A 24,307-nucleotide genomic window follows, 5' to 3' on the forward strand; every position below is an offset into this window, starting at 1 on the left:
CCAAGCCTGGCCATTGGGACGATATGACGAGTCCGGTCGCCAATTTGCGGTTCATGGCGGCGATTTATGATCGGAGCCGTCACTCCAAGCTCACCGTCCATGAAAGCATCTGCCGACAGGCGCCTCGTCTATCTGCTCAACGTCGGGCAACGCCGTTTGAATCGCTGGATCGAAGCCCGGTTCGGTGCCGAAGGCGGCGCCTCGGTCGCTCAGGGCGGAGCGCTGTTTTTCCTGTCGCGCAACGATGGCGCCCTGATTGGGGAAGTGTCCGCCGCCCTCGATCTCGCCCCATCGGCGATGACGGGTCTCGCCGATCGCATGGTCAAGGCCGGGCTCATCGAGCGCCGGCGCGACGAGAAGGACGCGCGCTCGATGCGCATCTACATCACCGATCCGGGCCGCGAGGCGCTCAAGCAAGCCAACCGCGGGCTCGCGGCGATCAATGCGAAGCTCGCCGAGGGCTTCAGCGAAAGCGAGCTCGAAGTGGTCTCGCGCTGGCTCGGCAGTCTGCAGACCAAGTTTCGCGACTAGCGAGGCGATTCGAATCGCCGCAAACGAAAAAGCCCCGGATTTCCGGGGCTTTTCGTAAGACCAAGCGCGGCGGCTCAGTGCGTGATGTTGTGCAGCTTGCGCGCGAACTCGAGGCGCGCGGCGGCTTCGACGAGCTCCTGCTGGGCCTTGGCCAGATCGCTGCTGGTCTTGGCGCCGGCGAGCTTCTCCTCGGCTTCCTGCTTGGCCTTGAGCGCGGCGGCCTCGTCGGCGTCCTTGCTGTGCAGGGCGCTGTCGGCGAGCACGGTCACGAGATGCGGCTGTACCTCGAGAATGCCGCCGGTGACGAAGAACGCGAGTTCCTGGCCCGACGTCGTGCGCACGCGCACGGTGCCCGGCTTGAGGCGCGTCAGCAACGGAGAGTGGCGCGGCGCGATGCCGACTTCGCCCATCTCGGCCGGAGCGAAGACCATCGCGGCCTCACCCTTGTGGATGTGGCCTTCGGCGCTGACGATGTCGACTTGGAGTTGTGCCATTTCGATTCTCCGACTGCCTTAGGCAGCCAGCTTGGCGCCCTTCTCGACCGCCTCGTCGATGGTGCCGACCATGTAGAACGCCTGCTCGGGCAGGTGATCGTAGGCGCCGTCGACGATGCCGCGGAAGCCGCGGATGGTTTCCTTCAGCGACACGTACTTGCCGGGCGAGCCCGTGAAGATTTCGGCGACGTGGAAGGGCTGCGACAGGAAGCGCTGGATCTTGCGCGCGCGCGACACGATCTTCTTGTCGTCTTCGCTGAGCTCGTCCATGCCGAGGATCGCGATGATGTCCTTGAGCTCCTTGTAGCGCTGCAGCAGGCCCTGCACGTCGCGGGCGGTGCCGTAGTGCTCTTCGCCGATCACGTTCGGGTCGAGCTGGCGCGAGGTGGAGTCGAGCGGATCGACGGCCGGGTAGATACCGAGCGAGGCGATGTCACGCGACAGCACGACGGTGGAATCCAAGTGCGCGAAGGTGGTGGCCGGCGACGGATCGGTGAGATCGTCCGCGGGCACGTAGACGGCCTGGATCGAGGTGATCGAGCCCTTCTTGGTCGAGGTGATGCGCTCCTGCAGGGCGCCCATTTCTTCGGCCAGGGTCGGCTGGTAGCCCACCGCCGACGGCATACGGCCGAGCAGTGCCGACACTTCGGTACCGGCCAGCGTGTAGCGGTAGATGTTGTCGACGAAGAACAGGATGTCGCGGCCTTCGTCGCGGAAGTATTCGGCCATGGTCAGGCCGGTCAGCGCGACGCGCAGACGGTTGCCCGGCGGCTCGTTCATCTGGCCGTAGACCATCGCCACCTTGGAGTTGCCGAGGTTCTTCTCGTCGACGACGCCCGATTCCATCATCTCGTGATAGAAGTCGTTGCCTTCACGCGTGCGCTCACCCACGCCGGCGAACACGGACAGACCACTGTGCGCCTTGGCGATGTTGTTGATGAGCTCCATCATGTTGACGGTCTTGCCCACGCCGGCGCCACCGAACAGGCCGACCTTGCCGCCCTTGGCGAACGGGCAGAGCAGATCGATGACCTTGATGCCCGTTTCGAGCAGCTCGGTCGAACCAGCCTGGTCTTCGTAGGTCGGCGCTTCGCGGTGGATCGCCCACTTTTCCTTGGATTCGACCGGGCCGACTTCGTCGATCGGCTCGCCGAGCACGTTCATGATGCGGCCGAGCGTGGCCGGACCGACCGGCACCGAGATCGGCGCGCCGGTGTTGACGGCTACGAGGCCGCGCTTGAGGCCTTCCGACGAACCCAGCGCGATCGCGCGGACGACGCCGTCGCCGAGCTGCTGCTGGACTTCGAGCGTGAGGTCCGTACCCGTGACCTTCAGCGCGTCATAGATCTTGGGAATGGCTTCGCGGGGAAACTCGACGTCGACGACTGCGCCGATGATTTGAACGATCTTGCCGGTGCTCATGGCTGTTCTCTGATGTCCTGATACGTGTTGACTTAACCGACCGCGGCCGCGCCGCCGACGATTTCCGCGAGTTCCTTGGTGATGCTGGCCTGGCGCGCCTTGTTGTAGGCGAGCTGCAGCCCCTGAATGATCTTGCCGGCGTTGTCGCTGGCGGCCTTCATCGCGACCATGCGCGCGGACTGCTCCGACGCGGCGTTCTCGATGACGGCCTGGTAGACCTGCGATTCGAGATAGCGCAGCAGCACGCTGTCGAGCAGCTCCGGCGCGCTGGGCTCGTAGATGTAATCCCAGCTCTTGAGCAGGCCTTCGACCGGCGTGGCCTCGATCGGCAGCAGCTGCTGCACGGTGGGCTTCTGCGTCATCGTGTTGACGAAGCTCGCGTAGACCACGTAGACGCGGTCGACGCCGCCGTCACGGAAGGCATCGACGAGCACCTTGATGCTGCCGATCAGCTGTTCGAGCGTCGGCTTGTCGCCGAGGTTCGAAGCGGTCGCCACCACCTTGCCGCCGATGCGCTTGAAGAAGCCGATGCCCTTGTTGCCGACGATCGCCAGCTCGGCCTCGACGCCCTTGTCCTTCCACTCCTTGATCGAGCGGATGGTGGCGCGGAAGGTGTTGATGTTGAGGCCGCCGGCCAGGCCGCGGTCGGTCGACACGATCAGGTACGCCACCTTCTTGACCGGACGATCGACCATGAACGGATGGCGATATTCCGGATTGGCGTTGGCCAGATGGCTCATCGTGCGGCGGATCGCTTCCGCGTAGGGACGCGCCGCGCCCATGCGCTCCTGCGCCCGGCGCATCTTCGACATCGCCACCTTTTCCATCGCACGCGTGATCTTCTGCGTGTTCTTCACGCTCTTGATCTTGGTGCGGATTTCCTTAGCGCCGGCCATCGTTACTCCTGGGCAGCGTGCATCTTGCGCACGACGTAATCGTTCGCATGGCGAAGCACGCTAAGATCGCTCTTGATCTTGGTGCGGGACTTACCATTGGCGCCTGCCATCGTTCTATCCCGGCGTTAGATCGCGGACTGCTTGACGTAGGCTTCGATGGCCGACTTCAGTTCGGCTTCGAGGTCGTTGTTCCAGTCGCCCTTCTCGTTGAGCTTGGCGACGAGCGAGGCATGGTTCGCATCGAGGAACTGATGCAGGCCGGATTCCCAGGCCAGCACCTTGTCGACCGCAACCTTGTCGATGAAGCTCTTTTCGACCGCGTAGAGCGAAGCGGCCATGTGCGCGACCGACAGCGGCGCGTACTGCTTCTGCTTCATGAGCTCGGTGACACGCTGGCCGCGCTCGAGCTGCGCACGCGTGGCGGCGTCGAGGTCGGACGCGAACTGGGCGAAGGCCGCGAGTTCACGGTACTGCGCGAGGTTGGTACGGATGCCGCCCGAGAGCTTCTTGATGACCTTGGTCTGCGCAGCACCACCGACGCGCGACACCGAGATACCGGCGTTCATGGCGGGGCGGATACCGGCATTGAACATGTCGGTTTCGAGGAAGATCTGGCCATCGGTGATCGAGATCACGTTGGTCGGAACGAAGGCGGACACGTCGCCGGCCTGCGTTTCGATGATCGGCAGCGCGGTCAGCGAGCCGGTCTTGCCCTTCACCGCACCGTTGGTCATCTTCTCGACGTACTCGGCGTTCACGCGAGCGGCGCGCTCGAGCAGACGGGAGTGGAGATAGAACACGTCGCCCGGGAAGGCTTCACGACCCGGCGGACGGCGCAGCAGCAGCGAAACCTGGCGATACGCGACGGCCTGCTTGGACAGATCGTCGTAGATGATCAGCGCGTCTTCGCCCTTGTCGCGGAAGTATTCGCCCATCGAGCAGCCGGAGTACGGCGCGATGTACTGCAGCGCGGCGGATTCCGAAGCCGAGGCGGCGACGACCGTGGTGTATTCCATGGCGCCGAACTGCTCGAGCTTGCGCACCACGTTGGCGATCGAGCTGGCCTTCTGGCCGATCGCGACGTAGATGCACTTAACGCCCGAGGTCTTCTGATTGATGATGGTGTCGATGCACAGCGCGGTCTTGCCGGTCTGGCGGTCACCGATCACGAGCTCGCGCTGGCCGCGGCCGATCGGAACCATCGCGTCGACGGCCTTGTAGCCGGTCTGCACGGGCTGGTCGACCGACTTGCGCGCGATCACGCCCGGGGCGATCTTTTCGATCGGGCTGTAACCGGCGGCATTGATGGCGCCCTTGCCGTCGATCGGCTGGCCGAGCGCGTTGACGACGCGGCCGAGCAGGCCTTCGCCGACCGGCACTTCGAGAATGCGGCCGGTGGTCTTCACCGTGTCGCCTTCCTTGAGGTGCTTGTAGTCGCCCAGGACCACAGCGCCGACCGAGTCGCGCTCGAGGTTCAGCGCGAGGCCGAAGCTGTTGCCCGGGAATTCGAGCATTTCACCCTGCAGCGCGTCCGACAGGCCGTGGATGCGCACGATGCCGTCCTGCAGCGACACGATGGTGCCGGTGTTGCGGGCCTCGGTGGCCGCATCGAAGTTCTGGATGCGGGCCTTGATCAGGTCGCTGATTTCGGAAGGGTTGAGTTGCATGTCGATTCCTGCTGTTTCCTAGAGACGCGCGGAGCGCATCGTGTCGGCATCTTTGCCAGAAAGGCCCATGCCTCTCCGGTCCCTCGTTTGCTGCACCGGCCGCCGGCTTTCGCACAGCGGCCGGCCCTTCTCATTGCTTACTTTTCGAGCGAGCTCTTGAGCCGCGCCAGTTCGCCGCTGACCGAACCGTCGATGACGAGATCGCCTGCGCGGATCACCGCACCCGCGATGAGGCTCTCGTCGACCTTCCAGTCGATCGCGACCTGCCGGTTCAGACGGCTGCCGACAGCCTTGGCGAGCTGGGCCTGCTGCGCATCCGGCACCGAGGCGGCCGAGGTGATCTCCACGTCGACGCGCGTTTCGGCCTCGGCACGCAGCGCCTCGAACTGCTCGGCGATCAGCGGCACCAGCTTGAGCCGGCCGTTCTCCGCGAGCAGCTTGACGAAGCCCTGGCCCTCGCGGCCGATGGACTCGCCGAGCGAGGCCGACAGCGCCTCCGCGAGCGCCTGACGGGTCACCTTCGGGTGACCGATCATGGCGGCCACGTCGGGCGCGGTCACCGCGGCGGACAGCGCCGCGAGACGATCGGTCCAGGCCTTGAGGCTGCCCGACTCCCTGGCCAGTTCGAAAACGGCCTTGGCGTAGGGGCGAGCCAGCGTCTGCAGTTCAGCCATGACGTTCTCGATAGCCCTTGCTTAGATGCGGCCGGCCAGGTCTTGCAGGATGTCGGCGTGCGCCTGGGCGTTGACCTCGCGCTTGAGGATGCGCGCGGCACCCAGCACGGCGAGATCAGCCACTTCCTTGCGCAGCGCTTCCTTGGCCTGAGTGACCTGGCTTGCAACTTCGGCCTGCGCGCTCGCCTTGATGCGATCGGCCTCGGCAGCCGCGGTGCCCTTGGCAGCCTCGACCATCTGCGTGGCCTGCTTGTTGGCAGCCGCGATGATGTCCTGGGCCTGCGCACGCGCCGCCTTGAGTTCGGCATCGCTCCTGGCAGAGGCTTCCTTGAGCGAAGCGGCGCCGCGCTCCGCGGCGGCCAGGCCCTCAGCGATCTTCGCACGACGCTCTTCGAGCGCCTTGGTGATCGGCGGCCACACGAACTTCATCGTGAACCAGACGAAGATGAAGAACACGATCATCTGGCCGATGATGGACGGGATACTCGCTTGCATCGCGGTTCTCTTTTAAGGAGTCGGTCGAACTTGAACTGAAGACGCTGGCGGCGTCTTACTGCTGCAGGGCGGCGAGCAGCGGGTTCGCAAACATCATCAGCAGGCCCATGGCGACGCCGATGATCGCGATGGCGTCGAGCAGGCCGGCGATGATGAACATGCGGGTCTGCAGCATGTTGGCGAGTTCCGGCTGGCGGGCGGCGCCTTCCAGGAACTTGCCGCCCAACAGGCCGAAGCCGATGGCGGTGCCGAGAGCCGCCAGGCCGAAGATCAGGCCGATGGTGATGGCGGTGTTGGCTTGGATTGCAGCGATCAGCTCCATGGGGTACTCCGTTCTCTTTTTAGCGGTGGTGAAAAAGACGTTTGTTCAAAGCGGTTTGAAGCGGCGGATCTAAAACGTTGAAACTCTTTGCAGCGACAGCGAATCAGTGATGCTCGTAGGCCATGCTCAGGTAGACGATGGTCAGCGTCATGAAGATGAACGCCTGCAGGGTCACCACGAGGATGTGGAACAGCGCCCAGGCCAGGCCCGCGATGATCTGGCCGCCGAACAGGCCGATCGAGAGCGCGTTCGGGCCGCTCCAGGCCATGCCCAGCAGCGCGATCAGGATGAAGATGAGTTCACCGGCGTAGAGGTTGCCGAACAGTCGCAGCGCGAGGGAGATCGGACGGGCCAGGTATTCGACGCAGTTGAGCAGCACGTTGGCCGGCAGCATGTACGCGCCGAAAGGATGGGTCAGGAATTCCTTGGCGAAGCCGCCGACGCCCTTGCCCTTGAAGCTGTAGACGAAGATCAGGATGAAGACCGAGATCGACAGCGCGAAGGTGGCGCTCATGTCGGCAGACGGCACGACGCGCAGATAGGCGTGGTGCGGATCATGGCCGGCGGCGGCGCTGATCTGCGCCCAGATTTCCGGCAGCAGGTCGACCGGCAACAAGTCCATGCAGTTCCACAGGAACACCCAGACGAAGATCGTCAGGGCCAGCGGGGCGACGAAGGCGCGGTTGCCGTGGAAGCTGTCCTTCACGGAGTTGTCGACGAACTCGACGATGAACTCGATGGCGGCCTGCAGCTTGCCCGGAACGCCCGAGGTGGCGCGGACCGCGACGTAGCGGAACAGCGTGAGGAAGATCAGACCGAGGACGGTCGAGAAGATCAGCGTGTCGAGATGCCAGGCGCTCAGCGAAATGAACTTGTCGTCGCCCGCATAGGTCAAATGCTGAAGATGGTGGGTGACGTATTCCGCCGGGGTTTTTTCCGCGCTCGCCATCACTCTTTCCAAAGCAAAGAAAACCAGTAGATCGAAAGGGTCGCCAGGTACGCCGTGATGAACGACAGGAACTGGTTCCCGAATATTTTGATCGCGGCGACGAACACCACCGCCGCGAGCACGTATTTCCAAGCCTGTGCGCGATAGAAATCGGACAACATCGCACCAGGACTCTGTCTTTTTCGACCCAAAGCTTTCAGGGCCGTATAAAAACTGATCAATGCACTGGAGGCTCCCCCGGCCAGCGCGGCGACCGCGGCGGCTCGACCACTGAGCCCCCACCAGACGCAAGCGGCGACCAAGCCGACCAGCAGCTGATACCACGCAAGGCGCGTTGCCAGAGACATCCGCTTTACCCTTAACGCTGCATCAAGCCCATCAAGTATACGGGGCCCATTGCGGCGACTTCAACTAGACATACGTCGAAGATATCGACGTTTCATATCACTATCGCACGCAGATCGACGCCAGTCGGCTCAGATCGGCACAGCGGGTGTTGAACGGCCGGTCAGTAGTCCGACGTAGGCGGGGCGCTCAGGAACCCAGGGCCGCGATCAGCTGATCGAGTTCCTTGGCGCTGCGGAAGCTCACTGTCAGCTTGCCGCGTCCAGCCTCGTTCTGCTGGAGCCGAACCGGCAGCCCGAAACGGCCCGCGAGCTTCTGTTCGAGATCGCTGGCCGGCGTCGGCGTGGCCCGCCGCGGCTTGTCCTCGGTCTTCTGCTGCGCGGCCTGCACGAGCGCCTCGGTCTGGCGCACGGTCAGATGCTCGTCGATCACGCGCAGGGCGAGCGCGGTCTGCTGGGTGCCCTGCAGGCCGAGCAAGGCCTTGGCGTGGCCGAGCGTGAGCCGGTCCTCGCGCAGCCAGCCCTGCACCTCCTCGTTGAGCTCCATGACGCGCAGCAGATTGGTGATGCTCGCGCGCTTGCGGCCGACCGCGGTCGCGGCCTGCTCGTGGGTGAGCCCGCATTCCTGGATCAGCTTGTGCAGGGCCTCGGCTTCTTCGAGCGGGTTCAGATCCGAGCGCTGGATGTTCTCGACCAGCGCGACCGCCATCGCCCCGCGCTCGTCGAGCGAGCGCACGACGGCCGGGATGCTCTTGAGCCCGGCCTGCTTGGCCGCGCGCCAGCGGCGTTCGCCGGCGACGATTTCGTAGCGATCGCCGTCGACCGGACGCACCACGATCGGCTGCACCACGCCCTGGGCGGCGATCGAGTTCGCAAGCTCTTCGAGCGCCTCGGGGTCGAAGTAGCGGCGCGGTTGATGCTTGCCGGGCTGCAACTGCTCGAGCGGCAGCTCGCGCAGTTCCTCGCCCGGCTCGACCGGGGCGGCGGCGGTGTTGACGCTGCTCAGCAGCACATCGAGGCCGCGGCCGAGGCCGCGCTTTTTCGTACTCATAAGAAGGTGCTCAGGCGTTCAGGCGCATCTGGCCGCCGTCGTGGCGGCGCAGCATTTCGCCCGCGAGCGCCAGGTAGGCCTTGGCGCCGGTGCTCTGCGGGTCGTACATCATGACGGGAAGACCGTGGCTCGGGGCTTCGGCCAGGCGCACGTTGCGCGGGATGATCGTGCGATAGACCTTGTCCGGGAAATGCTCGGTGAGCTGGGCCGACACGTCGTTCGCGAGGTTGTTGCGCGGATCGAACATGGTGCGCAGCAGGCCGTCGATCTCGAGCTTGGGGTTGATCACGCGCTTGATCTTCTGGACGGTGTCGACGAGCGCGGTGAGCCCTTCGAGCGCGTAGTACTCGCACTGCATCGGGATCAGCACGCCGTCGGCCGACACCAGCGCGTTGACGGTCAGCTTGGACAGCGCCGGCGGGCAGTCGAGGATGATGTAGTCGAATTGCCCGGCCACCTCGGCCAGCGCGCTCTTGAGCGCGAAATCGCCCGCGGCGACGTCGCGCAACTTGATCTCGGCCTCGGTCATGTCGCCGTTGGCCGGCATCAGCGAGATGCCGAGTTCGGGCAGGTACTGGATCGCGCTGGCCGGCGGCGCCTGCTCGAGCAGCACGTCGCGCGCGGTCAGCTGCACCGTGGCCTTGTCGACGCCCACGCCCATCGTCGCGTTGCCCTGGGCGTCGAGATCGACCAGCAGCACGCGGCGCTTGGTGGCCGCGAGCGAGGCCGCGAGATTGATCGAGGTGGTGGTTTTTCCAACGCCACCCTTCTGATTGGCAACGGCGATGACGTGGGTCATGGGTTTCAGGTGGCGGTGAGGATGACGGCGTGACGGTCTTCGGACAGACCGGGCACCAGCAGGCGATGGGTCGCATCGATGCGGCAGCCGGGCGGCAGCGCCGACAGCTCGGCGCTCTCTAGTTTGCCTTTCATGGCGACCCATTGACCACCCGGCGCGAGCAGCTCGCGGGTGCCGGTGACGAAATCGGCCAGGCTCGCGAAGGCCCGGCTGAGCACCTGGTCGAACGGCGCCTCGGGCTCGTAGGCCTCGACGCGCGCTTCGACCACGCGTGCATTCGCCAGACCGAGCGAGCGCACGGCGTGGCGCATGAAACGGGTTTTCTTGCCATTGGAATCGAGCGTCGTCACCGACAGCCCGGGCCGGGCGATCGCGAGCACCAGGCCCGGCAGGCCGGCACCGGCTCCGACGTCGATGATGCGCTCGCCGCGCACGTACGGCAGCACCGCGAGCGAATCGAGCAGGTGCCGCGTGACCATCTGCTGCGGATCGCGGATCGCGGTCAGGTTGTAGGCCGCGTTCCACTGTTCGAGCTCCGCCAGGTAGGCCAGCAACTGCGGCACCGCCGCCTCGGGCAGATCGAGCGCGAGCGCCTCGATGCCGTCGCGCAGCCGCCGGTCCAGTCGCGAAATGTGGGGAGAGAGCGCCAAGACCGCGGCTCCAGCGGGAGGGCCGCGGAGTATAAGCGCAAGCGGCGCGCCACCCGGGCCGGGTGGGCCGCGCCGGCCGCCGCTACAACGAAAAAGGCCAGCGGACGCTGGCCTTTTTTACCGCGATGTCGGCGCTGCGATCAGCGCTTGCGAGCGCCCGCCACCACCAGCACGATGCCCGCGAGCAGGATCGCGCCCGAGGCCACCGGCGTGACCGGGAAGGCTTTCTTCTCTTCCTTGTTGATCTCGACCGGGCCGATATCGGCCACTTTCTCGTTGTGCGTGAACACCACGCCGCCGAAGACGAAGCCGAGGATGCCCAGAATCACCAGAACGATGCCGAAGACTTTCATGTCACCAAACTCCCTTGGTAAAGCGCCGGCTGGCGCATGCCCGCGGAGTGTTGACGAGCGCCTTAAACCGCTCCTGAATGAGCCGCCGGCAGCCACAGCCGGACTTCGAGCCCGCCTTCGGCGCGGTTGGCCAGCGCCACGCGGCCGCCGTGGGCCTCGATGATTTCACGGCACAGGGTCAGGCCCAGGCCGGTGCCTTCCTGCTTGGTCGAGTAGAACGGCAGCAGCGCGCTCGCGAGCACGGTTTCCGACATGCCCGGGCCGCGATCCATCACGCGAATCAGGAACTGGCCGTCGTCGAGCTGTTGCACCGCGAGCCGCACCGCCTCGGCCGGGCCGCCGGATTCGTGCGCGTTCTTGAGCAGGTTGATCAGCACCTGCTCGATCTGCGCCGCATCGAAGCTCGCGGGCTCGGTGGGCAGTTCGCCTTCGAGCCCGAACCGCACCGCGCGCTGCAGGCGCGGCAGGAACGACGACCAGTCGATGCGCTCGAGCCGCGGCTGCGGCAGCTTGGCGAAGCGTGCGTAGTTTTCGAGGAAGTGCCGCAGGCGCGCGCTGCGCTCCTCGATGGTTTCGAAGATGCCGTCGAGCAGGTCGGTGCGCTGCGCCTGCACCGCGAGCCGCCCCGAATGCGCGAGCGAGGAGATCGGCGCGAGCGAGTTGTTGAGCTCGTGGCTGATCACGCGAATGACCTTCTTCCAGGTCGCGAGCTCCTGCCGCGTGAGTTCGCGCGTGAGGCTCTTGAACTGGTACAGCCGATGCTCGCGCGTGTTGAGCCTGAACTGGTTGCGCGTGACGTGCAGGATCTCGGGTTCGCTGCCTTCCAGTTCGACCGTGTAGAGCCCGTCGAGCTCGGCGCGCGCAGCCTCGCGCAGCGAGGGCGGGCAGCTGGCGAGCACCTCGTCGAACAGCAGGCCTTCCATGCGCCGGCCGTCGGCGAAGCGCCGGCGCGCCGCGGTATTGGCGTAGAGCACGTGGCCGCTGTCGTCGGCGAGCACGAGCGCCTGCGGCGAAGACTGGATCACCGTGTCGAGCAGCAGCTCGCGCTGGTAAAGGTTCTGCCGCTCCGATCGCAGGATGTCACCGACGCTGTTGTAGGCCGCGGCCAGATCGCCGAGCTCGTCACGACGGCGCACCGCGAGATTGACGCTGAAATCGCCGTCGCGCAGCGAGGACACGCCGTCGATGAGCGCCTGCAGATAGCGGCTCACGGGCGCCATCGTGCGACGGATCACGAGCAGCGTGACCGGCAGGATCAGCGCGCAGGAGAACAGCAGGGCCAGCACCACATCATCGACCTGCCGCGCGATCCAGACGCCGAGCACGGCCCCGCCGGCCGCGAGCGCGGCGGACACGGCGAGCGTCTTGCCTTCGAGCGAAATGGCTCGCATCGCTAGCGGCGCAGGCTCATTCGGTAACGGACTCGCTCTTCTGCAAGCCGAACTTTTCCATGCGCCGGTACAAGGCCTGCCGCGACAGGCCGAGTTCGCGCGCAGCGGTGGCGATGACGCCGCCGCTGCGCGTGAGCACCGCCTGCAGGGTTTCGCGATCGGGCTCGGGCAAAGGCTGCGCACCGTGATGCGCCTCGCCGGGCTTTTCAACGACCGCCGGCAGGCCGAGCTCGCGCGGCTGGATCACTTCGCCGGCCGCGAGCAGGCAGGCGCGCTTCACGCAGTTCTGCAGCTCGCGCACGTTGCCGGGCCACGGATACGCGAGCAGCGCGCGCTCGGCTTCGAAGCTCAGGCGATGCGCGTTGTCGAGAAACGCGCGCGCGGTCACGAGCACGTCGTCCGGACGATCGCGCAGCGGCGGCACGCGCAGCTCGATGACGTTGAGCCGGTAATACAAGTCCTCGCGGAAGGTGCCGGCCGAAATCGCGGCGCGCAGATCGGCATTGGTCGCGCTGACCACGCGCACCTTCACGCTGCGCGTCTGCGTGCTGCCGAGGCGCTCGAACTGGCCGGTCTGCAGCACGCGCAGCAGCTTGACCTGCCCTTCGAGCGACAGCGTGCCGATTTCGTCGAGGAACAAGGTGCCGCCGTCGGCCGCCTCGAAGCGGCCGGCACGCGCCTTCTGCGCGCCCGTGAACGCGCCCGCTTCGGCGCCGAACAGCTCGGCGCTCATGAGCTCGGGCGGCAGCGCACCGACGTTGACGCGAATGAACGGGCCGTCGGCCACCGATGAATTGGCCTGCACGATCTCGGCGATCTTCTCCTTGCCGGCCCCGTTCGGGCCGGTGATCAGCACCGGCACGTCCGCATGCGCGACGCGCGTCGCCAGCGTGACGATCTCGTGCATCGCATCGGATTCGTAAACGAGCCCGGCGAGGTCGAATTGCCCTGCCACGCGTGTGCGTACCGCCTTGCGCGCCGAACGCAGGCGCTGGTTCTCGCGCGTCGCCTGGCGCAGCTTGAGCAGGTTGTGCACCGTGGTGATGAGCTTGGCGTCGTCCCAGGGCTTGCCGAGATAGTCGGCGGCGCCCGCGCGCATGAGCTCGACCGCGTGCTCCAGGTGCGTCCAGCCGGTCAGCAGGATCACCGGCAGGTCCGGATCGCTTTCGCGTATCGCATGGAACAGCTTGATGCCGTCTTCGCCTGAGGTGGTGTCGGCGCCGAAGTTCATGTCCTGGATCACGAGATCGACATCCTCGTTCTCGAGGAACTCGATCGCCTCGGCCGGTGTATAGCGCGAGTGCGTCTTGAGCCCATGCAGCGCGAACAGCACTTCGAGCGCCATGCAGACGGCGCGGTTGTCGTCGACGATCAGAACCGTGGCCATGAGAGTCTCAAATCGGTGAGCGAATGTCCGCGTCCAGCCTGGAGCCGCAAGCCTGCATCATATGCTGCGCGTCGCCAGCGCGGGCGACAGCCGCGAGGCCCGCATCGCCGGCCCCATGACCGACAGCAGCCCGAGCAGCAGCAGCGCGAAGGCGCCCACCACGAGGCCGGCCCAGGGCAGTTCGGGCAGCGACATGTTGCGCATGAGCACCACGTTGAGCCCGCGCGCCGCGATCACGCCGACGATCACGCCGCAGGAGGTGATCAGCAGGTTCTCGGTCACGAAGTAGCGCACGATGTCGATGCGCGTCGCCCCGAGCGCCCGGCGCACGCCGATCTGCTTGCGCCGCAGGTTCACCCACAGGCTCACCATGCCGACGATGCCGCTGGCGGTGACCAGCAGCAGGAACGCCGTCACCGCGATCAGCAGGCCGGCCACCGCGTGCTCGCCGCGATAGCGCGTCGCGCGCAGCTCGGCGATCGACTGCAGGCCCTTGAGCACCACGCGATCGGGATCGTTCTTGGCGAGCGTGTCGAGCACCGTCTGCCGCGCGGATTCGCTCGCACCGGGCTTGAGCCGGATCACGTAGGGGTTGTACGACTGCAGCAGTCGCTGCGGAAACACCACCGTGAACAGGTGGTTCTCGCGCAGCTGCGCCCACGGCGTCTGCAGGCTGCCGATCACGCCGATGACGGTCACCGCCGGCGCATCGGCGCTGTTGCCGAGGTAGAAGGTCTTGCCGACCGCCGAAGCCGCGTCGGGGAACATTTTCTTTGCGAACTCCTGCGTGATCAGCACGATCGGCGGATTGTCGCGCGAGGTCGCCGGATCGATGACGGCGATCTCCTCGGGCGAGAAGTAGCGCCCTTCGATGAGCTTCACGCCATAGGTCTTCAGCAGGCTGCCGTCGTCGAAGGTCATGCCGGCGCTGATGTTCGGCGAACTGTTGTCGCGTTCGAGCGCAAAGCCGGCGCTCCAGCCACCCTGGCCGAGCGGCACGTGGTTGGTGACGCTGGCCGATTCGACGTCGGGCAGCGAGCGCAGCGCGGCCAGATCGCGCTGCTGCAGCACATCGAGGTTCTGCTCGCTGGTCATCGCGAAGCGCAGCGTCAGCACGCGATTCTCGTCGTCGACGCCCGACGGGCGCGCGGCGGTGGCGAGGCGATCGCGAATGACGTAGGCCGCGTTGACGACGATGGCGAAGGTCAGCGCCACCTGCGCGGCGATCAGCAGGGCGCCGGTCTTGTTGCGCAGCAGGGCCGACAGAATGGGACGGATTTCCATGGGTCTTGTTCCGGTTTCGTGATCTGACGGATGCGGCGTTATTGGGACTTGAGCTGCAAAGCCGGCACCACCTGCATCGCGCGCCAGGTCGGCAGCAGGCCGGCAATGACGGACGAGGCGATCGATAGCAGCACGGTGGTCAGCAGCATCAGCGCATCCATCTGCGCGAGCGCCTCGAGGTCGGGCGATTGCCGCGCCATCAGATGCAGCATGCCGTAGGCCAGCGCGACGCCGATCAGGCTGCCGACCAGGCCGAGCGTCGCGGCTTCGACAAGGTATTGCGCGCAAATCTGGCTGCGGCTCGCGCCGAGTGCGCGGCGCACGCCGATCTCGCCCGAGCGCGCGGTGAACTTGGCGAGCAGCAGGCCGATGGTGTTGACGAGGCAGACCGTCAGGAAGCCGAACGCGAGCCAGGTCTGCAGCTTGGTGTCGTCGTCGACCACGCCGATGAACGACAGCCAGTCGCGCACGTCGTAGAGCTCGGCGCCTTCCTTGTGCGGCAGGCGGCCGCGTGCGCGCTGCTGCTGCACGTAGCCGTCGATGTAGTCCTTGTACGCCTGGCGATCGCCGGCGGTTTCGGTCTCGGCCCAGAAGTGCATGAAGGTGCATTCGGAACCGACCAGGCCCTTGAAGCCCGGCTCGGCGTCGTCCTGGCAGTTGATGTTGCCGTTGATGACTTGCTCGGTCGCGATCGCCGTCGTCAGCGGAACGAAGACTTCGTCGATGTCCGAAAGGCCCGCACCGACGCCGCGGCCGCCGTTCTCGAGCAGGTAGAAGCGCGGCAGCATGGTGAAGCGCTTTAGCACGCCGACCACGCGATACTCGCCGCCCGCGAAGCGCAGCATCTTGCCGACCGCGGGTTCGTCACCGTAGAGCTTCTGCGCCGTCTCGGTCGACAGCACGATGGTGCGCGCCTCGGCGTTCTCGTCCTGCTTGGACCAGGCCGAACCCTGCGTGAAGTCCAGATTCATCATCGCGAAGAAATCGCGATCCACCGCCATGCCGCTGGCGATGAAGTTGCGGATGCCCTGGCGCTCGGGCTCGATGATGCCAGCAGTGCCGTACATGCCGCTGCGGCGCACGCCCTGCGCGCCTTCGCGCAGGTTCTTCACGTCGATCCACGACAGGCCGCGCGCCTTGCCTTCCTCGTCGTTGTTGTCGGCCGGCCGATTGTCGATCGTCAGCGTGAACAAGCGGTTGCTTTTCTGTGGAATCGGGTCGCTCGACATCATGTAGAGCACGGTCAACGTCGACATGCTCGCGGCCACACCGACCGCGAGGGTGACGATGACGAGCGCGGTGAGTGCGGGTGAGCGCCGCAGCTGGCGCAGGCCGAGCTTGAAGTAGTAGCCGATCATGGCCTCAGCCCACCGCCGACAGCGTGGATTCTTCGCGCGGTGCCTTGCGCGGCGTCTTGGCGAAATCGCTGGCCTGGCCGTCCATGATGTGGATGTTGCGATGCACGCGGCGCGCAAGCTCCGGATCGTGCGTGACCATGACGATGGTGGTGCCGCGCGAGTTGATGTCTTCGAGCATGTTCATGACTTCGCGCGCCATCAGCGAATCGAGGTTGCCGGTCGGCTCGTCCGCGAACAGGATGCGCGGGCTGCCTGCGAGCGCGCGCGCGATCGCCACGCGCTGCTGCTGACCGCCCGAGAGCTGCGACGGCAGATGCTTGAGGCGCGAGGCCAGACCGACGCGTTCGAGCGCCTCCTTGATGCGCTGGTCGCGCTCTCCCGCGCTCATGCCGCGATAGCGCAGCGGCACGTCGACGTTGTCGTAGACGTTCAGGTCCGGAATCAGGTTGAACGACTGGAAGATGAAACCGATCTTGACGTTGCGGATCTTCGAACGCTCGCGATCGGACAGCCGCGAAACGTCCTTGCCGTCGAGCGTGTAGCGGCCTTCGTCGAAGGTTTCGAGCAGGCCCGCGATGTTGAGGAAGGTGGTCTTGCCCGAGCCGCTCGGCCCGGTGACTGCGACGAACTCGCCCTCGGCCACCTGCAGGCTCAGCGAGCGCAGCGCGTGCGTCTGCACGAGGTCGGTGCGGTAGATCTTCTGTACGCCTTCCATTTTCAGCATGGCCATTTTCGTGTTCCCGTTCTTGATGTCGTCAGATGTCGTCGTTGCGAAATTTTTCAGCGGACCAGCACGCTCGCCGCGTTGTCGAAGGCGTCGTCGCCCGAAATCACCACCACGTCGTCGGGCTTCAGGCCCGAAGTCACCTCGACGCGATCGATCGCCACCGCGCCGAGCGTGATCGGCGTGCGCTGGGCGACGCCGTCGCGCAGCACGTAGGCATAGCGGCCGCCGCCGGCGTCGATGAACGAGCCGCGCGGCAGCTGCACCACGCCCTCGCGGTTGTCGAGCACGATGCGCGTCGAGATACGCTGGTTCTGGCGCAGCTCCGGCGGCACCGCATCGTCGAAGGCGACGCGGCCGGTGACGAGGTTGTTGTTGACCTCGGGCGAGATCGCGGTCAGATGGCCGCGCACCGTGCGCGATCCGATCGTCACTTCCGCCGGCATGTCGAGGCCGAGGCTGTCGGCGTAGGTTTCGGGCACCTGGATCTCGACTTCGAGCTTGGACAGGTCGACCACCGTCATCAGCGGCGCATTGGCGGCGATGGCCTGGCGCTGCACCACGTTGAGCGTGCCGATCACGCCGTCCACCGGCGCGACGATGTTGAGTTCGTCGACGCGGCGCTGCAGGTTGTCGACGAGCAGCTGCTGGCGATCGACTTCGAGCTTGCGCGTGCGCAGCTGGAAATCGAGGCTCTGGTTCTTGAGCTTGAATTCGTCCTGCGCGTGCTGGTACTTCACCTGCGCGATGCGCAGTTCGTCGGCGCGGCGATCGGCTTCCACCTTCGGCAGCACGCCAAGTGCATCCTGGGCACGCTTGAGCTCACGCTCGGCCGATTCGACGCTGACCTTGGCGAGTTCGACGGCCTGGCGGTTCTGCAGGCGCGAGGTTTCGACGTCGACGCGCTCGCGATCGAAGGTCGCGTGCAGGCCTTGCAGGTTGGCGTTCTCGCGCTCGAATTCGTTGGTGACTTCGGGGCTGTCGAGCACCGCGAGCAGCTGGTTTTGCTTCACGCGCTCGCCGGCGGCGACCTTGAGCGACACCGTGCCGAGCGCCGGCGCGTACAGCGTCGGGCTCACCGCCGCGACCACGCGCCCCTGCGCCGACAGATCCGAGACGAAGGCTCCGCGCGTCACCGTGGCGAGGCGCAGGCGCTCGGCCGCGACCGAGCGCTGCGCTCCACCGAAGCTCATGATCAGCCAGACCAGCGCACCGAGCGCGGCGAGGCCGGCGACGGCAAAGATCGCGAGGCGCTTGCGCGAACGCGGCGCGATAGCGATGTCCTGGTTCGAGGTATCCGGAATCAGGCCCGATGAGGTGGTCGACAGGGTCATGGCAGGCAGTGGTGTGAGCGGTCGTGCCACTGATATGGCAAGGCCCGTGCAAGCCTTCCACCCTCACGATCAAGTCATTGATCGGCCTGCGCTTATCGCCTTTCTTGCAGCACCGGAGCGCGCGCCTGCGGGTGTCCGCCGTGCGACTGCGGACACTCGCGGACACCGGCGCCTGTCCAGCGGTCGTCCGGCCGCTATCGTTTGAGCGAGCCGAGTAGCCCGCGCAGCAGCTGTCTGCCGAGCTCTCGGCCTAGCGTTCCGGAGAGTCCGCGCACCGCGCTCTTCACCGCCGCCTCGGCCACCGAGTCGCCGCGCCGGGCCGCCGGCTTGCGCCTGGGTTCCGGCGCGCGCGAGCCCTTGCCGAACGCATCTTCGACCTGCCGCTGCCAGTCGCTCTCGCCGAGCGATGGCGCTGACGACGGCGTCGCCGCGCTGGCGCGCGCAGTCAGCCGCTCGTAGGCGGATTCGCGATCGATCGCCTGTTCGTAGCGCCCGCGCACCGGGCTGCGCTCGACGATCGCGGCGCGCTCCGCATCGCTCAGCGCGCCGATGCTCGATTGCGGCGGACGGATCAGCGTGCGCTCGACCGCGCTCGGAATGCCATCGTCGCCGAGCGTGGAGACCAGCGCCTCACCGACGCCGAGTTCGGTGATCGCCGTGGCGACGTCGAGGCCAGGATTGGCGCGAAAGGTCTCGGCCGCGGCGCGCACGGCTTTCTGATCACGCGGCGTGAACGCGCGTAGCGCGTGCTGCACGCGATTGCCGAGCTGGGCGAGCACGGCATCGGGCAGGTCGAGCGGATTCTGGGTGACGAAGTAGAGCCCGACGCCCTTGGAGCGGATCAGCCGCACCACCTGCTCGACCTTGTCGACGAGCGCGGCGCTCGCGTCCTTGAACAGCAGATGCGCCTCGTCGAGAAACAGCACGAGGCGTGGCTTGTCGGCGTCGCCCTGCTCGGGCAGCTGCTCGTAGAGCTCGCCGAGCAGCCAGAGCAGCACGGCCGCATAGAGCTGCGGCTGCAGGAACAGCTGATCGGCCGCGAGCAGGTGCACGAGTCCGCGGCCAGACAGGTCGGTACGCAGCAGATCGGACAGATCGAGCGCCGGCTCGCCGAAGAAGTGCTCGCCGCCGGCCGATTCGAGCGCGAGCAGGGCGCGCTGGATCGCCGCGATCGAAGCCGACGAGATCAGCCCGTAATCGGCACCGAGCGCCTTGGCGTTGGCCGCGAGGTGATTGAGCAGCGCGCGCAGGTCCTTGAGGTCGAGCAACAGCAGGCCGTGATCGTCGGCGTAACGGAACGCGAGCGAGAGCACCGAGGCCTGCACGTCTGACAGCGCCAGCAGGCGCGCGAACAGCAGCGGTCCTAGGTCGGAGACCGTCGCGCGCAGCGGATGGCCGCGGCGGCCGAACACGTCCCAGAACACCACCGGGCAGGCCGCCGGCTGATAGGCCTCCATGCCGGTCTTGGCGGCGCGCGCCTCGAGCTTGGGCCCACCGGCCGATGCCCTGGCGATGCCCGACAGGTCGCCCTTGATGTCGACCGCGAGCACCGGCACGCCGATCGCCGAGAAGCCTTCGGCGAGCACTTGCAGGCTCACGGTCTTGCCGGTTCCGGTCGCGCCGGCGATCAGGCCGTGACGATTGGCGTAGCGGGCATCGAGGCGTTGCGGCGTCTGGCCGCGGCCGATCAGCAGGGAGGCCGTCATGCGGGTCGATCACGAGAGGAGGACGAGGCCGCTATGGTCGTCCGCGCGCCGCCGGCCGACAAGCGCGTGCGATGCGCCGCCGAAAGCCGGCTCGCCCGCCACGCACGGGAGTAACATGCCGCCCACGACAAGAAACGGGCCGACCCGGATGTTGGCCTGCATCAACACAGTGAAGAATCGATGCGCTCCGAGCTTCCGATGACGCTCAAGTACTACTTCGGTACCGCCGTCGTCGCCACCAGCGCGCTGGTGGCCTCGGTGACGCTCGGCTACGTCGAAGACAACGCGATCACGCTGGTCAGCGTGGCCCTGCCGCTGTTCCTGCTCGGTGCCTCGGCGGCCTGGTTCCTCGATGCGCTCGATCGCCGGCTGTCCGAACTCTCGCGCACCGCCACGCGGCTGTCGGCCAACGATCCTTCGGTGATCGCCGCCAACACGGCGCGCGATTCGGTCGGCCAGATCGCGCGCTCGCTCGAAGGCGTCGAGAACCGCATGACCGAGCTGCAGGCCCGCATCGACCAGCAGCGTGCCATCGTCGAGCACGCGCCCGACGCGATGTGGGTCTATCACGTCGAGAGCGGCATGCTCGTCGACATCAACCAGAAATTCGCCGACCTGTGCGGCTATCCGCGCGAGCAGATGATCGGCATGACGCCGACTCAGCTCAGCGCCCCGTTCCAGGCCGACGGCCAGCAGCTCGAAGCCTTCATGGCGACGATGATCCGGCGCGCGCTCGATGGCGAGCGCGTGGTGATGCCGATCAGGATCATCACGCGCGCCGGCGTTCCGGCCGATTGCGAGCTGCGCGCCATCCGCCTGCCCTCGCTGCCCGGCCGCACGCTGGTCGGCGGTTCGATGATCGATGTCGGCGAACGCCTGCGCGGCGAGCAGGCGCTGGCCTACCGGCTTTCGTTCGAAGCGCTGATCTCGCGCCTGTCCACCGAAATGATCAGCCTGAGTTCGGGCTCGGTCGATCGCGGCATCCGCTATGCGCTCGAGGAGATCGGCCGCTTCGCCCAGGCCGATCGCAGCTACGTGTTCCAGTTCGGCGAAGACGGCAGCACCGTCTCGTGCACGCACGAATGGTGTGGCGACGGCATCGAGCCGCAGCATTCGCGCCTGCAGCAGCTGTCGGTCGAGACCTTCCGCTGGTGCGTCGATCGCCTGCGCCGCGGCGAGGTGCTGCACGTGCCGCGCGTGAGCGAGTTGCCGGCCGAGGCCCACGCCGAACGCGAGGAATGGCAGGCCGAGGGCATTCAGTCGCTGCTGCTCGTGCCGATGCGGACCTCGCTCGACGTGCCCGGCTACGTCGGCTTCGACTGGGTCCGTGGCGAAAAGCGCTGGCCACCCGAGCTGATCTTCGTGCTCACGATCTTCGGCGAGATGGTCAGCAACCTGCTGTCGCGCCAGCGCGTCGACAGCGAGCTCGAAGGCCAGCGCGCCGCGCTCGAGCAGTCGATCGGCGAACTCACGCGCAGCAACTCCGAGCTGCAGCGCTTCGCCTACGCGGCCTCGCACGACCTGCAGGAACCGCTGCGCGCCATCTCGGGCTTCTCCGACCTGCTCGCGCGCCGCTACAAGGGCAAGCTCGACCCGACCGCCGACGAGTACCTCGAATTCGTGCGCGAGGCCGTCGCCCGCATGCGCTCGATGATCGTCAACCTGCTCGATTACTCGCGCATCGAATCGAGCCCCAAGCCATTCGAGCGCTGTGACCTCAACAACATCTACCGCATGACGCTATCGAACCTGCATGCCTCGATCGAGGAGCTCGACGCGCACCTGCAATGCGAATCCCTGCCCGAGGTGATGGGCGATGCCTCGCAACTCGTGCAGCTGCTGCAGAACCTGGTCGGCAACGCGATCAAGTTCCACGGCCAGGAGCAACCGCAGGTGGCGGTGACCGCGCGCCTCGACGACGGCGAATGGCGCATCAGCGTGGCCGACAACGGCATCGGCATCGAGCCGGGCGATACCGAGCGCGTGTTCGAAGTGTTCAAGCGCCTGCACGCGGCGGACCGTTATCCGGGCAGTGGCATCGGCCTGTCGGTCTGCAAGCGCATCATCGAGCGGCATCGCGGTCGGATCTGGGCGGAGCCGGTGGGGCTGGGTGGTGGACGCGGGACGACGTTTCATTTCACGCTGCCGGTGCTGGGGGGCGCGTGAGCTCCTGTGCTGAGCTGGGGCTTGGCTGAGCGCTGAGGGTTCTTGACCTCGCGCCACCAGGACCCGGGAAAAGCCAACTGCAGAAGCGACCGCAACGGTGGGCAGCTGTGACCGCACTGCCGTTCCCCTCTCCCGCTTGCGGGAGAGGGTGGTTCGAAGAACCGGGAGAGGGAAGACCGGAAAGTACACTCACTTTGCAGATGAGCCCTCTCTCCCCGCCTTCGGCGGGACTCTCTCCCGCAAGCGGGAGAGAGGAAACGCAGGGTAGTTCGATTCCGAAAAATCTGCGGCGAAGCGACCCCGAGCACGTCGCTCCAGCCGGGAACGCCAGAACTCTCAAATCACAACGAATCCCCGCTCAACGCAGCAGCAGCGAAGCAAGCCGCGCCACTTCGCCAGGCTGCTCCGACCAATGCCGATGATTCAAAACCTGCCCATTCGCCCGAACCCGCTCGACCGCATCGAGATCGATCGTCGCATAGACCCAGCCCGGCTCATTCAGCGCACCCACCACCACGACACCGTCATCGGGAAACCCGCGATCCGGCGGTCCGTAAACCCCCGCCGCGCCGACGTTCACATCGACGGCCGGCGACCACGCCGCCTCGCCCACGAGCGGCGACACCAGCGCATAGCACTGTGATTCGAGCGCCCGCGCCCGTGCCGCGACACGCACCCGGTGATAGCCCGCCGCCGCATCCGTGCACGAGGGCACCAGCAACAGCTGCGCACCGGCTTCGATCTGCGAGCGCACGATCAGCGGGAACTCCGAGTCGTAGCAGATCGCCACGCCGAGCCGGCCGAGTTCGGTATCGAACACCTTGGCCGCGTCGCCGCTGCTGATCGCCCATTGCTCGCGCTCGAAGCGCGTCATGATCTGCTTGTCCTGATAGTCGCTGCGGCCGTTCGGCGCGCACAGCCAGGCGCGATTGTGGAAACGCCGCGGCGCGGTCTGCCACGGAAAGCTGCCGGCGAGAATGTGCACGCCGTGTTCGCGCGCGAGGCGCTCGTGCAGCGCGAGGTAATCGTCACGCAGCGTCTGCAGCGCATCGAGCTGGGCCGACAGATCGGTGCGCACGTTCTCCTCGAACAGCGCGGCGAGCGACATCGCAGCGTATTCGGGGAACACGAGCAGGCGCGCGCCGCGCTGCGCAGCCTCGGCCACCCAGCGTGCGATGGTGTCCTGCACTTCGGTGAACGAGCGCGGTTCGCTGACCGGAAACGCCGCGGTCGCGGCGAGGAATGTCGAGGTGCTCATCAAGTCAGCTCCCGCATCCAGAACGTCATGGTCTTGGTGCTGCTGTCGCTCTCGCCGATGTCGGGCCACAGGAACGTCGACTGCATGCCAGGTTGCTTGCGATAGCCGCGCTTGCTCCAGAACGCATCGTTGCCCGTGTAATCGGCCGGCTTGCGTGGATCGTTCGCGTCACGATCGACCGCGCAGAACGCGCACAGGTCGAGGCCGAGCGAACGCGCATGCGCCTCGCGCTCGTTGAAGAAGGCCACGCCTACGCCCCGGCCGCGATACTCGCGCAGCAGCACCGATTCGCCGAAATAGTCGATGCGCGACAGATCCATGCCGCGCGCGACGAACGGCGCCTGCATGTCCGGCAGCGCCTCGGCCAGCGGCAGGCAGGTGGAGGCGCCGACGCAGCGATCGCCGTCCCAGGCCAGCACGCAGAGGCTGCGCGGGCAGTTCACGTAGACCTCGAGGTAATGCGCCTCGTATTCGCGGCTGCCCTCGTAGAGATAGGGCCAGTCGCGAAACACGCGAATGCGCAGCTCGGCGATTTCATCGAGATGCCGAAGGATCTCGCGGCCCGCCAATCGCTGCAGGCGCAGGCTCAAGCTCAGGCTCCGACCTGCCGCAGCCAGTCCTGCAGGTTGTAGTAATTGCTGATGCGCGCGACCTTGCCGCCGCGAATGTCGAAGAAGGCGCCGGCCGGCAGGCGATACTGCTGGCCGGTCGCGGGCGGCAGGCCTTCGTCAGTGTTCTTGTAGGTGCCGAGCACGACGAATTCGACCGCCGCGCGCGAGCCGTCTTCGTTCGTGGTGATCGAAATGTCCACGATCTGCTCGCTGTAGCTGCGATCCATGCGCTTGAGGAATTCGGCGAACGCCGCGCGACCGGTTTCGCGGCCGCCCTGGTTGATGTCGTGCACCACGTCATCGGTCAGCAGGTCGAGAAAACCGCTCCAGTCCTGGGCGTTGAAGCGATCGTAGTAGCGCTGCAGCAGCGCGGCGGTGCCAGCATTCATGGTGGGAAGACTCCGTCTCGGGCATTCGAAAAAAGGCGGCCGCGACGATCCG

Annotated in this window: 25 protein-coding genes; 2 read left to right on the plus strand and 23 right to left on the minus strand. The window is 66.4% G+C overall.

Annotated elements, in window-relative coordinates; all coding sequences use genetic code 11:
- The first annotated feature begins 99 nt into the window (after nucleotides 1-99).
- Entirely contained in the window at nucleotides 100-531 is a 432-nt protein-coding gene (locus AC3WUM_RS19360) for a MarR family winged helix-turn-helix transcriptional regulator (RefSeq protein WP_492412302.1), read from the plus strand.
- Nucleotides 532-605: 74 nt separating this feature from the next.
- On the opposite strand, the gene AC3WUM_RS19365 is transcribed toward AC3WUM_RS19360, so the two are convergent.
- The 20 genes from AC3WUM_RS19365 to AC3WUM_RS19460 all read right to left on the minus strand — a co-directional run bounded on the left by AC3WUM_RS19365 (nucleotide 606) and on the right by AC3WUM_RS19460 (nucleotide 19,831).
- Nucleotides 606-1,025: a F0F1 ATP synthase subunit epsilon gene (locus AC3WUM_RS19365; RefSeq protein ID WP_492412304.1), complete on the minus strand. Its 420-nt coding sequence runs from the start codon at nucleotides 1,023-1,025 to the stop codon at nucleotides 606-608.
- Between the two features lie 18 nt (nucleotides 1,026-1,043).
- Nucleotides 1,044-2,447 (minus strand): F0F1 ATP synthase subunit beta, encoded by a 1,404-nt coding sequence (gene atpD, locus AC3WUM_RS19370; RefSeq protein WP_492412305.1) that lies wholly within the window; start codon nucleotides 2,445-2,447, stop codon nucleotides 1,044-1,046.
- Between the two features lie 32 nt (nucleotides 2,448-2,479).
- Nucleotides 2,480-3,343 carry a F0F1 ATP synthase subunit gamma gene (atpG, locus tag AC3WUM_RS19375; RefSeq protein WP_492412306.1) on the minus strand — a complete coding sequence of 288 codons (864 nt, stop codon included), beginning with the start codon at nucleotides 3,341-3,343 and terminating at the stop codon, nucleotides 2,480-2,482.
- 125 nt (nucleotides 3,344-3,468) lie between these two features.
- Nucleotides 3,469-5,010, minus strand: a complete 1,542-nt coding sequence (gene atpA / locus AC3WUM_RS19380) for a F0F1 ATP synthase subunit alpha (RefSeq protein ID WP_492412307.1) — start codon at nucleotides 5,008-5,010, stop codon at nucleotides 3,469-3,471.
- A 137-nt stretch (nucleotides 5,011-5,147) separates the two neighbouring features.
- Nucleotides 5,148-5,684 carry a F0F1 ATP synthase subunit delta gene (locus tag AC3WUM_RS19385; RefSeq protein WP_492412308.1) on the minus strand — a complete coding sequence of 179 codons (537 nt, stop codon included), beginning with the start codon at nucleotides 5,682-5,684 and terminating at the stop codon, nucleotides 5,148-5,150.
- Between the two features lie 21 nt (nucleotides 5,685-5,705).
- On the minus strand, nucleotides 5,706-6,179 hold the full coding sequence (locus AC3WUM_RS19390) for a F0F1 ATP synthase subunit B (RefSeq protein ID WP_492412310.1): 474 nt from the start codon (nucleotides 6,177-6,179) through the stop codon (nucleotides 5,706-5,708).
- Between the two features lie 55 nt (nucleotides 6,180-6,234).
- A complete protein-coding gene (atpE, locus tag AC3WUM_RS19395; protein ID WP_007185133.1) occupies nucleotides 6,235-6,501 on the minus strand; it encodes a F0F1 ATP synthase subunit C in 267 nt (88 codons plus the stop codon).
- A gap of 103 nt (nucleotides 6,502-6,604) precedes the next feature.
- The gene (atpB, locus tag AC3WUM_RS19400) at nucleotides 6,605-7,450 is read right to left on the minus strand and encodes a F0F1 ATP synthase subunit A (RefSeq protein ID WP_492412312.1); all 846 of its coding nucleotides are present in this window, start codon (nucleotides 7,448-7,450) and stop codon (nucleotides 6,605-6,607) included.
- On the minus strand, nucleotides 7,450-7,797 hold the full coding sequence (locus AC3WUM_RS19405) for an ATP synthase subunit I (RefSeq protein WP_492412314.1): 348 nt from the start codon (nucleotides 7,795-7,797) through the stop codon (nucleotides 7,450-7,452). The genes atpB and AC3WUM_RS19405 overlap by 1 nt, the downstream gene beginning before the upstream one ends.
- 187 nt (nucleotides 7,798-7,984) lie before the next feature.
- The gene (locus AC3WUM_RS19410) at nucleotides 7,985-8,845 is read right to left on the minus strand and encodes a ParB/RepB/Spo0J family partition protein (RefSeq protein ID WP_492412316.1); all 861 of its coding nucleotides are present in this window, start codon (nucleotides 8,843-8,845) and stop codon (nucleotides 7,985-7,987) included.
- A 10-nt stretch (nucleotides 8,846-8,855) separates the two neighbouring features.
- Nucleotides 8,856-9,644, minus strand: coding sequence for a ParA family protein (locus AC3WUM_RS19415; protein WP_492412317.1), 789 nt, complete (start codon nucleotides 9,642-9,644; stop codon nucleotides 8,856-8,858).
- Nucleotides 9,645-9,649: 5 nt separating this feature from the next.
- Nucleotides 9,650-10,294: a 16S rRNA (guanine(527)-N(7))-methyltransferase RsmG gene (rsmG, locus tag AC3WUM_RS19420; protein WP_492412318.1), complete on the minus strand. Its 645-nt coding sequence runs from the start codon at nucleotides 10,292-10,294 to the stop codon at nucleotides 9,650-9,652.
- Nucleotides 10,295-10,434: 140 nt separating this feature from the next.
- On the minus strand, nucleotides 10,435-10,647 hold the full coding sequence (locus AC3WUM_RS19425; RefSeq protein ID WP_492412319.1) for a DUF3185 domain-containing protein: 213 nt from the start codon (nucleotides 10,645-10,647) through the stop codon (nucleotides 10,435-10,437).
- Between the two features lie 62 nt (nucleotides 10,648-10,709).
- Entirely contained in the window at nucleotides 10,710-12,038 is a 1,329-nt protein-coding gene (locus AC3WUM_RS19430; protein ID WP_492412320.1) for a sensor histidine kinase, read from the minus strand.
- A gap of 16 nt (nucleotides 12,039-12,054) precedes the next feature.
- Nucleotides 12,055-13,425, minus strand: a complete 1,371-nt coding sequence (locus AC3WUM_RS19435; RefSeq protein WP_492412321.1) for a sigma-54-dependent transcriptional regulator — start codon at nucleotides 13,423-13,425, stop codon at nucleotides 12,055-12,057.
- A 57-nt stretch (nucleotides 13,426-13,482) separates the two neighbouring features.
- Entirely contained in the window at nucleotides 13,483-14,709 is a 1,227-nt protein-coding gene (locus AC3WUM_RS19440; RefSeq protein ID WP_492412322.1) for an ABC transporter permease, read from the minus strand.
- 38 nt (nucleotides 14,710-14,747) lie between these two features.
- Entirely contained in the window at nucleotides 14,748-16,067 is a 1,320-nt protein-coding gene (locus AC3WUM_RS19445) for an ABC transporter permease (protein ID WP_492412324.1), read from the minus strand.
- A gap of 4 nt (nucleotides 16,068-16,071) precedes the next feature.
- Nucleotides 16,072-16,791, minus strand: a complete 720-nt coding sequence (locus tag AC3WUM_RS19450; RefSeq protein WP_007185122.1) for an ABC transporter ATP-binding protein — start codon at nucleotides 16,789-16,791, stop codon at nucleotides 16,072-16,074.
- Nucleotides 16,792-16,847: 56 nt separating this feature from the next.
- Nucleotides 16,848-18,125 (minus strand): efflux RND transporter periplasmic adaptor subunit, encoded by a 1,278-nt coding sequence (locus AC3WUM_RS19455; protein ID WP_492412326.1) that lies wholly within the window; start codon nucleotides 18,123-18,125, stop codon nucleotides 16,848-16,850.
- Nucleotides 18,126-18,319: 194 nt separating this feature from the next.
- Nucleotides 18,320-19,831 (minus strand): helicase HerA-like domain-containing protein, encoded by a 1,512-nt coding sequence (locus AC3WUM_RS19460; RefSeq protein ID WP_492412328.1) that lies wholly within the window; start codon nucleotides 19,829-19,831, stop codon nucleotides 18,320-18,322.
- Nucleotides 19,832-20,011: 180 nt separating this feature from the next.
- Here AC3WUM_RS19460 and AC3WUM_RS19465 point away from each other — a divergent pair, with 180 nt between their 5' ends.
- Nucleotides 20,012-21,997, plus strand: coding sequence for an ATP-binding protein (locus AC3WUM_RS19465; protein WP_492412330.1), 1,986 nt, complete (start codon nucleotides 20,012-20,014; stop codon nucleotides 21,995-21,997).
- Nucleotides 21,998-22,355: 358 nt separating this feature from the next.
- On the opposite strand, the gene AC3WUM_RS19470 is transcribed toward AC3WUM_RS19465, so the two are convergent.
- Genes AC3WUM_RS19470 through AC3WUM_RS19480 form a run of 3 tightly spaced genes read right to left on the minus strand, consistent with a single transcriptional unit; the run spans nucleotide 22,356 to nucleotide 24,255 of the window.
- The gene (locus AC3WUM_RS19470; RefSeq protein ID WP_492412332.1) at nucleotides 22,356-23,255 is read right to left on the minus strand and encodes a carbon-nitrogen hydrolase family protein; all 900 of its coding nucleotides are present in this window, start codon (nucleotides 23,253-23,255) and stop codon (nucleotides 22,356-22,358) included.
- The gene (locus AC3WUM_RS19475; protein WP_492412334.1) at nucleotides 23,255-23,845 is read right to left on the minus strand and encodes a GNAT family N-acetyltransferase; all 591 of its coding nucleotides are present in this window, start codon (nucleotides 23,843-23,845) and stop codon (nucleotides 23,255-23,257) included. Before AC3WUM_RS19475 ends, AC3WUM_RS19470 begins: the two co-directional genes overlap by 1 nt.
- A gap of 2 nt (nucleotides 23,846-23,847) precedes the next feature.
- Nucleotides 23,848-24,255, minus strand: coding sequence for a ketosteroid isomerase-related protein (locus AC3WUM_RS19480; protein WP_492412336.1), 408 nt, complete (start codon nucleotides 24,253-24,255; stop codon nucleotides 23,848-23,850).
- Nucleotides 24,256-24,307 lie beyond the last annotated feature (52 nt).

The sequence above is a fragment of the Hydrocarboniphaga sp. FW305-C-57 genome (genome assembly GCF_058783045.1).

Excerpts from the sequence above, each read along its gene's own strand:
- AC3WUM_RS19360 (WP_492412302.1), top strand. The coding sequence starts at position 100 with ATGAAAGCATCTGCCGACAGGCGCCTCGTCTATCTGCTCAACGTCGGG.
- AC3WUM_RS19365 (WP_492412304.1), bottom strand. The coding sequence starts at position 1,025 with ATGGCACAACTCCAAGTCGACATCGTCAGCGCCGAAGGCCACATCCAC.
- atpD (WP_492412305.1), bottom strand. The coding sequence starts at position 2,447 with ATGAGCACCGGCAAGATCGTTCAAATCATCGGCGCAGTCGTCGACGTC.
- atpG (WP_492412306.1), bottom strand. The coding sequence starts at position 3,343 with ATGGCCGGCGCTAAGGAAATCCGCACCAAGATCAAGAGCGTGAAGAAC.
- atpA (WP_492412307.1), bottom strand. The coding sequence starts at position 5,010 with ATGCAACTCAACCCTTCCGAAATCAGCGACCTGATCAAGGCCCGCATC.
- AC3WUM_RS19385 (WP_492412308.1), bottom strand. The coding sequence starts at position 5,684 with ATGGCTGAACTGCAGACGCTGGCTCGCCCCTACGCCAAGGCCGTTTTC.
- AC3WUM_RS19390 (WP_492412310.1), bottom strand. The coding sequence starts at position 6,179 with ATGCAAGCGAGTATCCCGTCCATCATCGGCCAGATGATCGTGTTCTTC.
- atpE (WP_007185133.1), bottom strand. The coding sequence starts at position 6,501 with ATGGAGCTGATCGCTGCAATCCAAGCCAACACCGCCATCACCATCGGC.
- atpB (WP_492412312.1), bottom strand. The coding sequence starts at position 7,450 with ATGGCGAGCGCGGAAAAAACCCCGGCGGAATACGTCACCCACCATCTT.
- AC3WUM_RS19405 (WP_492412314.1), bottom strand. The coding sequence starts at position 7,797 with ATGTCTCTGGCAACGCGCCTTGCGTGGTATCAGCTGCTGGTCGGCTTG.
- AC3WUM_RS19410 (WP_492412316.1), bottom strand. The coding sequence starts at position 8,845 with ATGAGTACGAAAAAGCGCGGCCTCGGCCGCGGCCTCGATGTGCTGCTG.
- AC3WUM_RS19415 (WP_492412317.1), bottom strand. The coding sequence starts at position 9,644 with ATGACCCACGTCATCGCCGTTGCCAATCAGAAGGGTGGCGTTGGAAAA.
- AC3WUM_RS19425 (WP_492412319.1), bottom strand. The coding sequence starts at position 10,647 with ATGAAAGTCTTCGGCATCGTTCTGGTGATTCTGGGCATCCTCGGCTTC.
- AC3WUM_RS19430 (WP_492412320.1), bottom strand. The coding sequence starts at position 12,038 with ATGCGAGCCATTTCGCTCGAAGGCAAGACGCTCGCCGTGTCCGCCGCG.
- AC3WUM_RS19435 (WP_492412321.1), bottom strand. The coding sequence starts at position 13,425 with ATGGCCACGGTTCTGATCGTCGACGACAACCGCGCCGTCTGCATGGCG.
- AC3WUM_RS19440 (WP_492412322.1), bottom strand. The coding sequence starts at position 14,709 with ATGGAAATCCGTCCCATTCTGTCGGCCCTGCTGCGCAACAAGACCGGC.
- AC3WUM_RS19445 (WP_492412324.1), bottom strand. The coding sequence starts at position 16,067 with ATGATCGGCTACTACTTCAAGCTCGGCCTGCGCCAGCTGCGGCGCTCA.
- AC3WUM_RS19450 (WP_007185122.1), bottom strand. The coding sequence starts at position 16,791 with ATGCTGAAAATGGAAGGCGTACAGAAGATCTACCGCACCGACCTCGTG.
- AC3WUM_RS19455 (WP_492412326.1), bottom strand. The coding sequence starts at position 18,125 with ATGACCCTGTCGACCACCTCATCGGGCCTGATTCCGGATACCTCGAAC.
- AC3WUM_RS19460 (WP_492412328.1), bottom strand. The coding sequence starts at position 19,831 with ATGACGGCCTCCCTGCTGATCGGCCGCGGCCAGACGCCGCAACGCCTC.
- AC3WUM_RS19465 (WP_492412330.1), top strand. The coding sequence starts at position 20,012 with ATGCGCTCCGAGCTTCCGATGACGCTCAAGTACTACTTCGGTACCGCC.
- AC3WUM_RS19470 (WP_492412332.1), bottom strand. The coding sequence starts at position 23,255 with ATGAGCACCTCGACATTCCTCGCCGCGACCGCGGCGTTTCCGGTCAGC.
- AC3WUM_RS19480 (WP_492412336.1), bottom strand. The coding sequence starts at position 24,255 with ATGAATGCTGGCACCGCCGCGCTGCTGCAGCGCTACTACGATCGCTTC.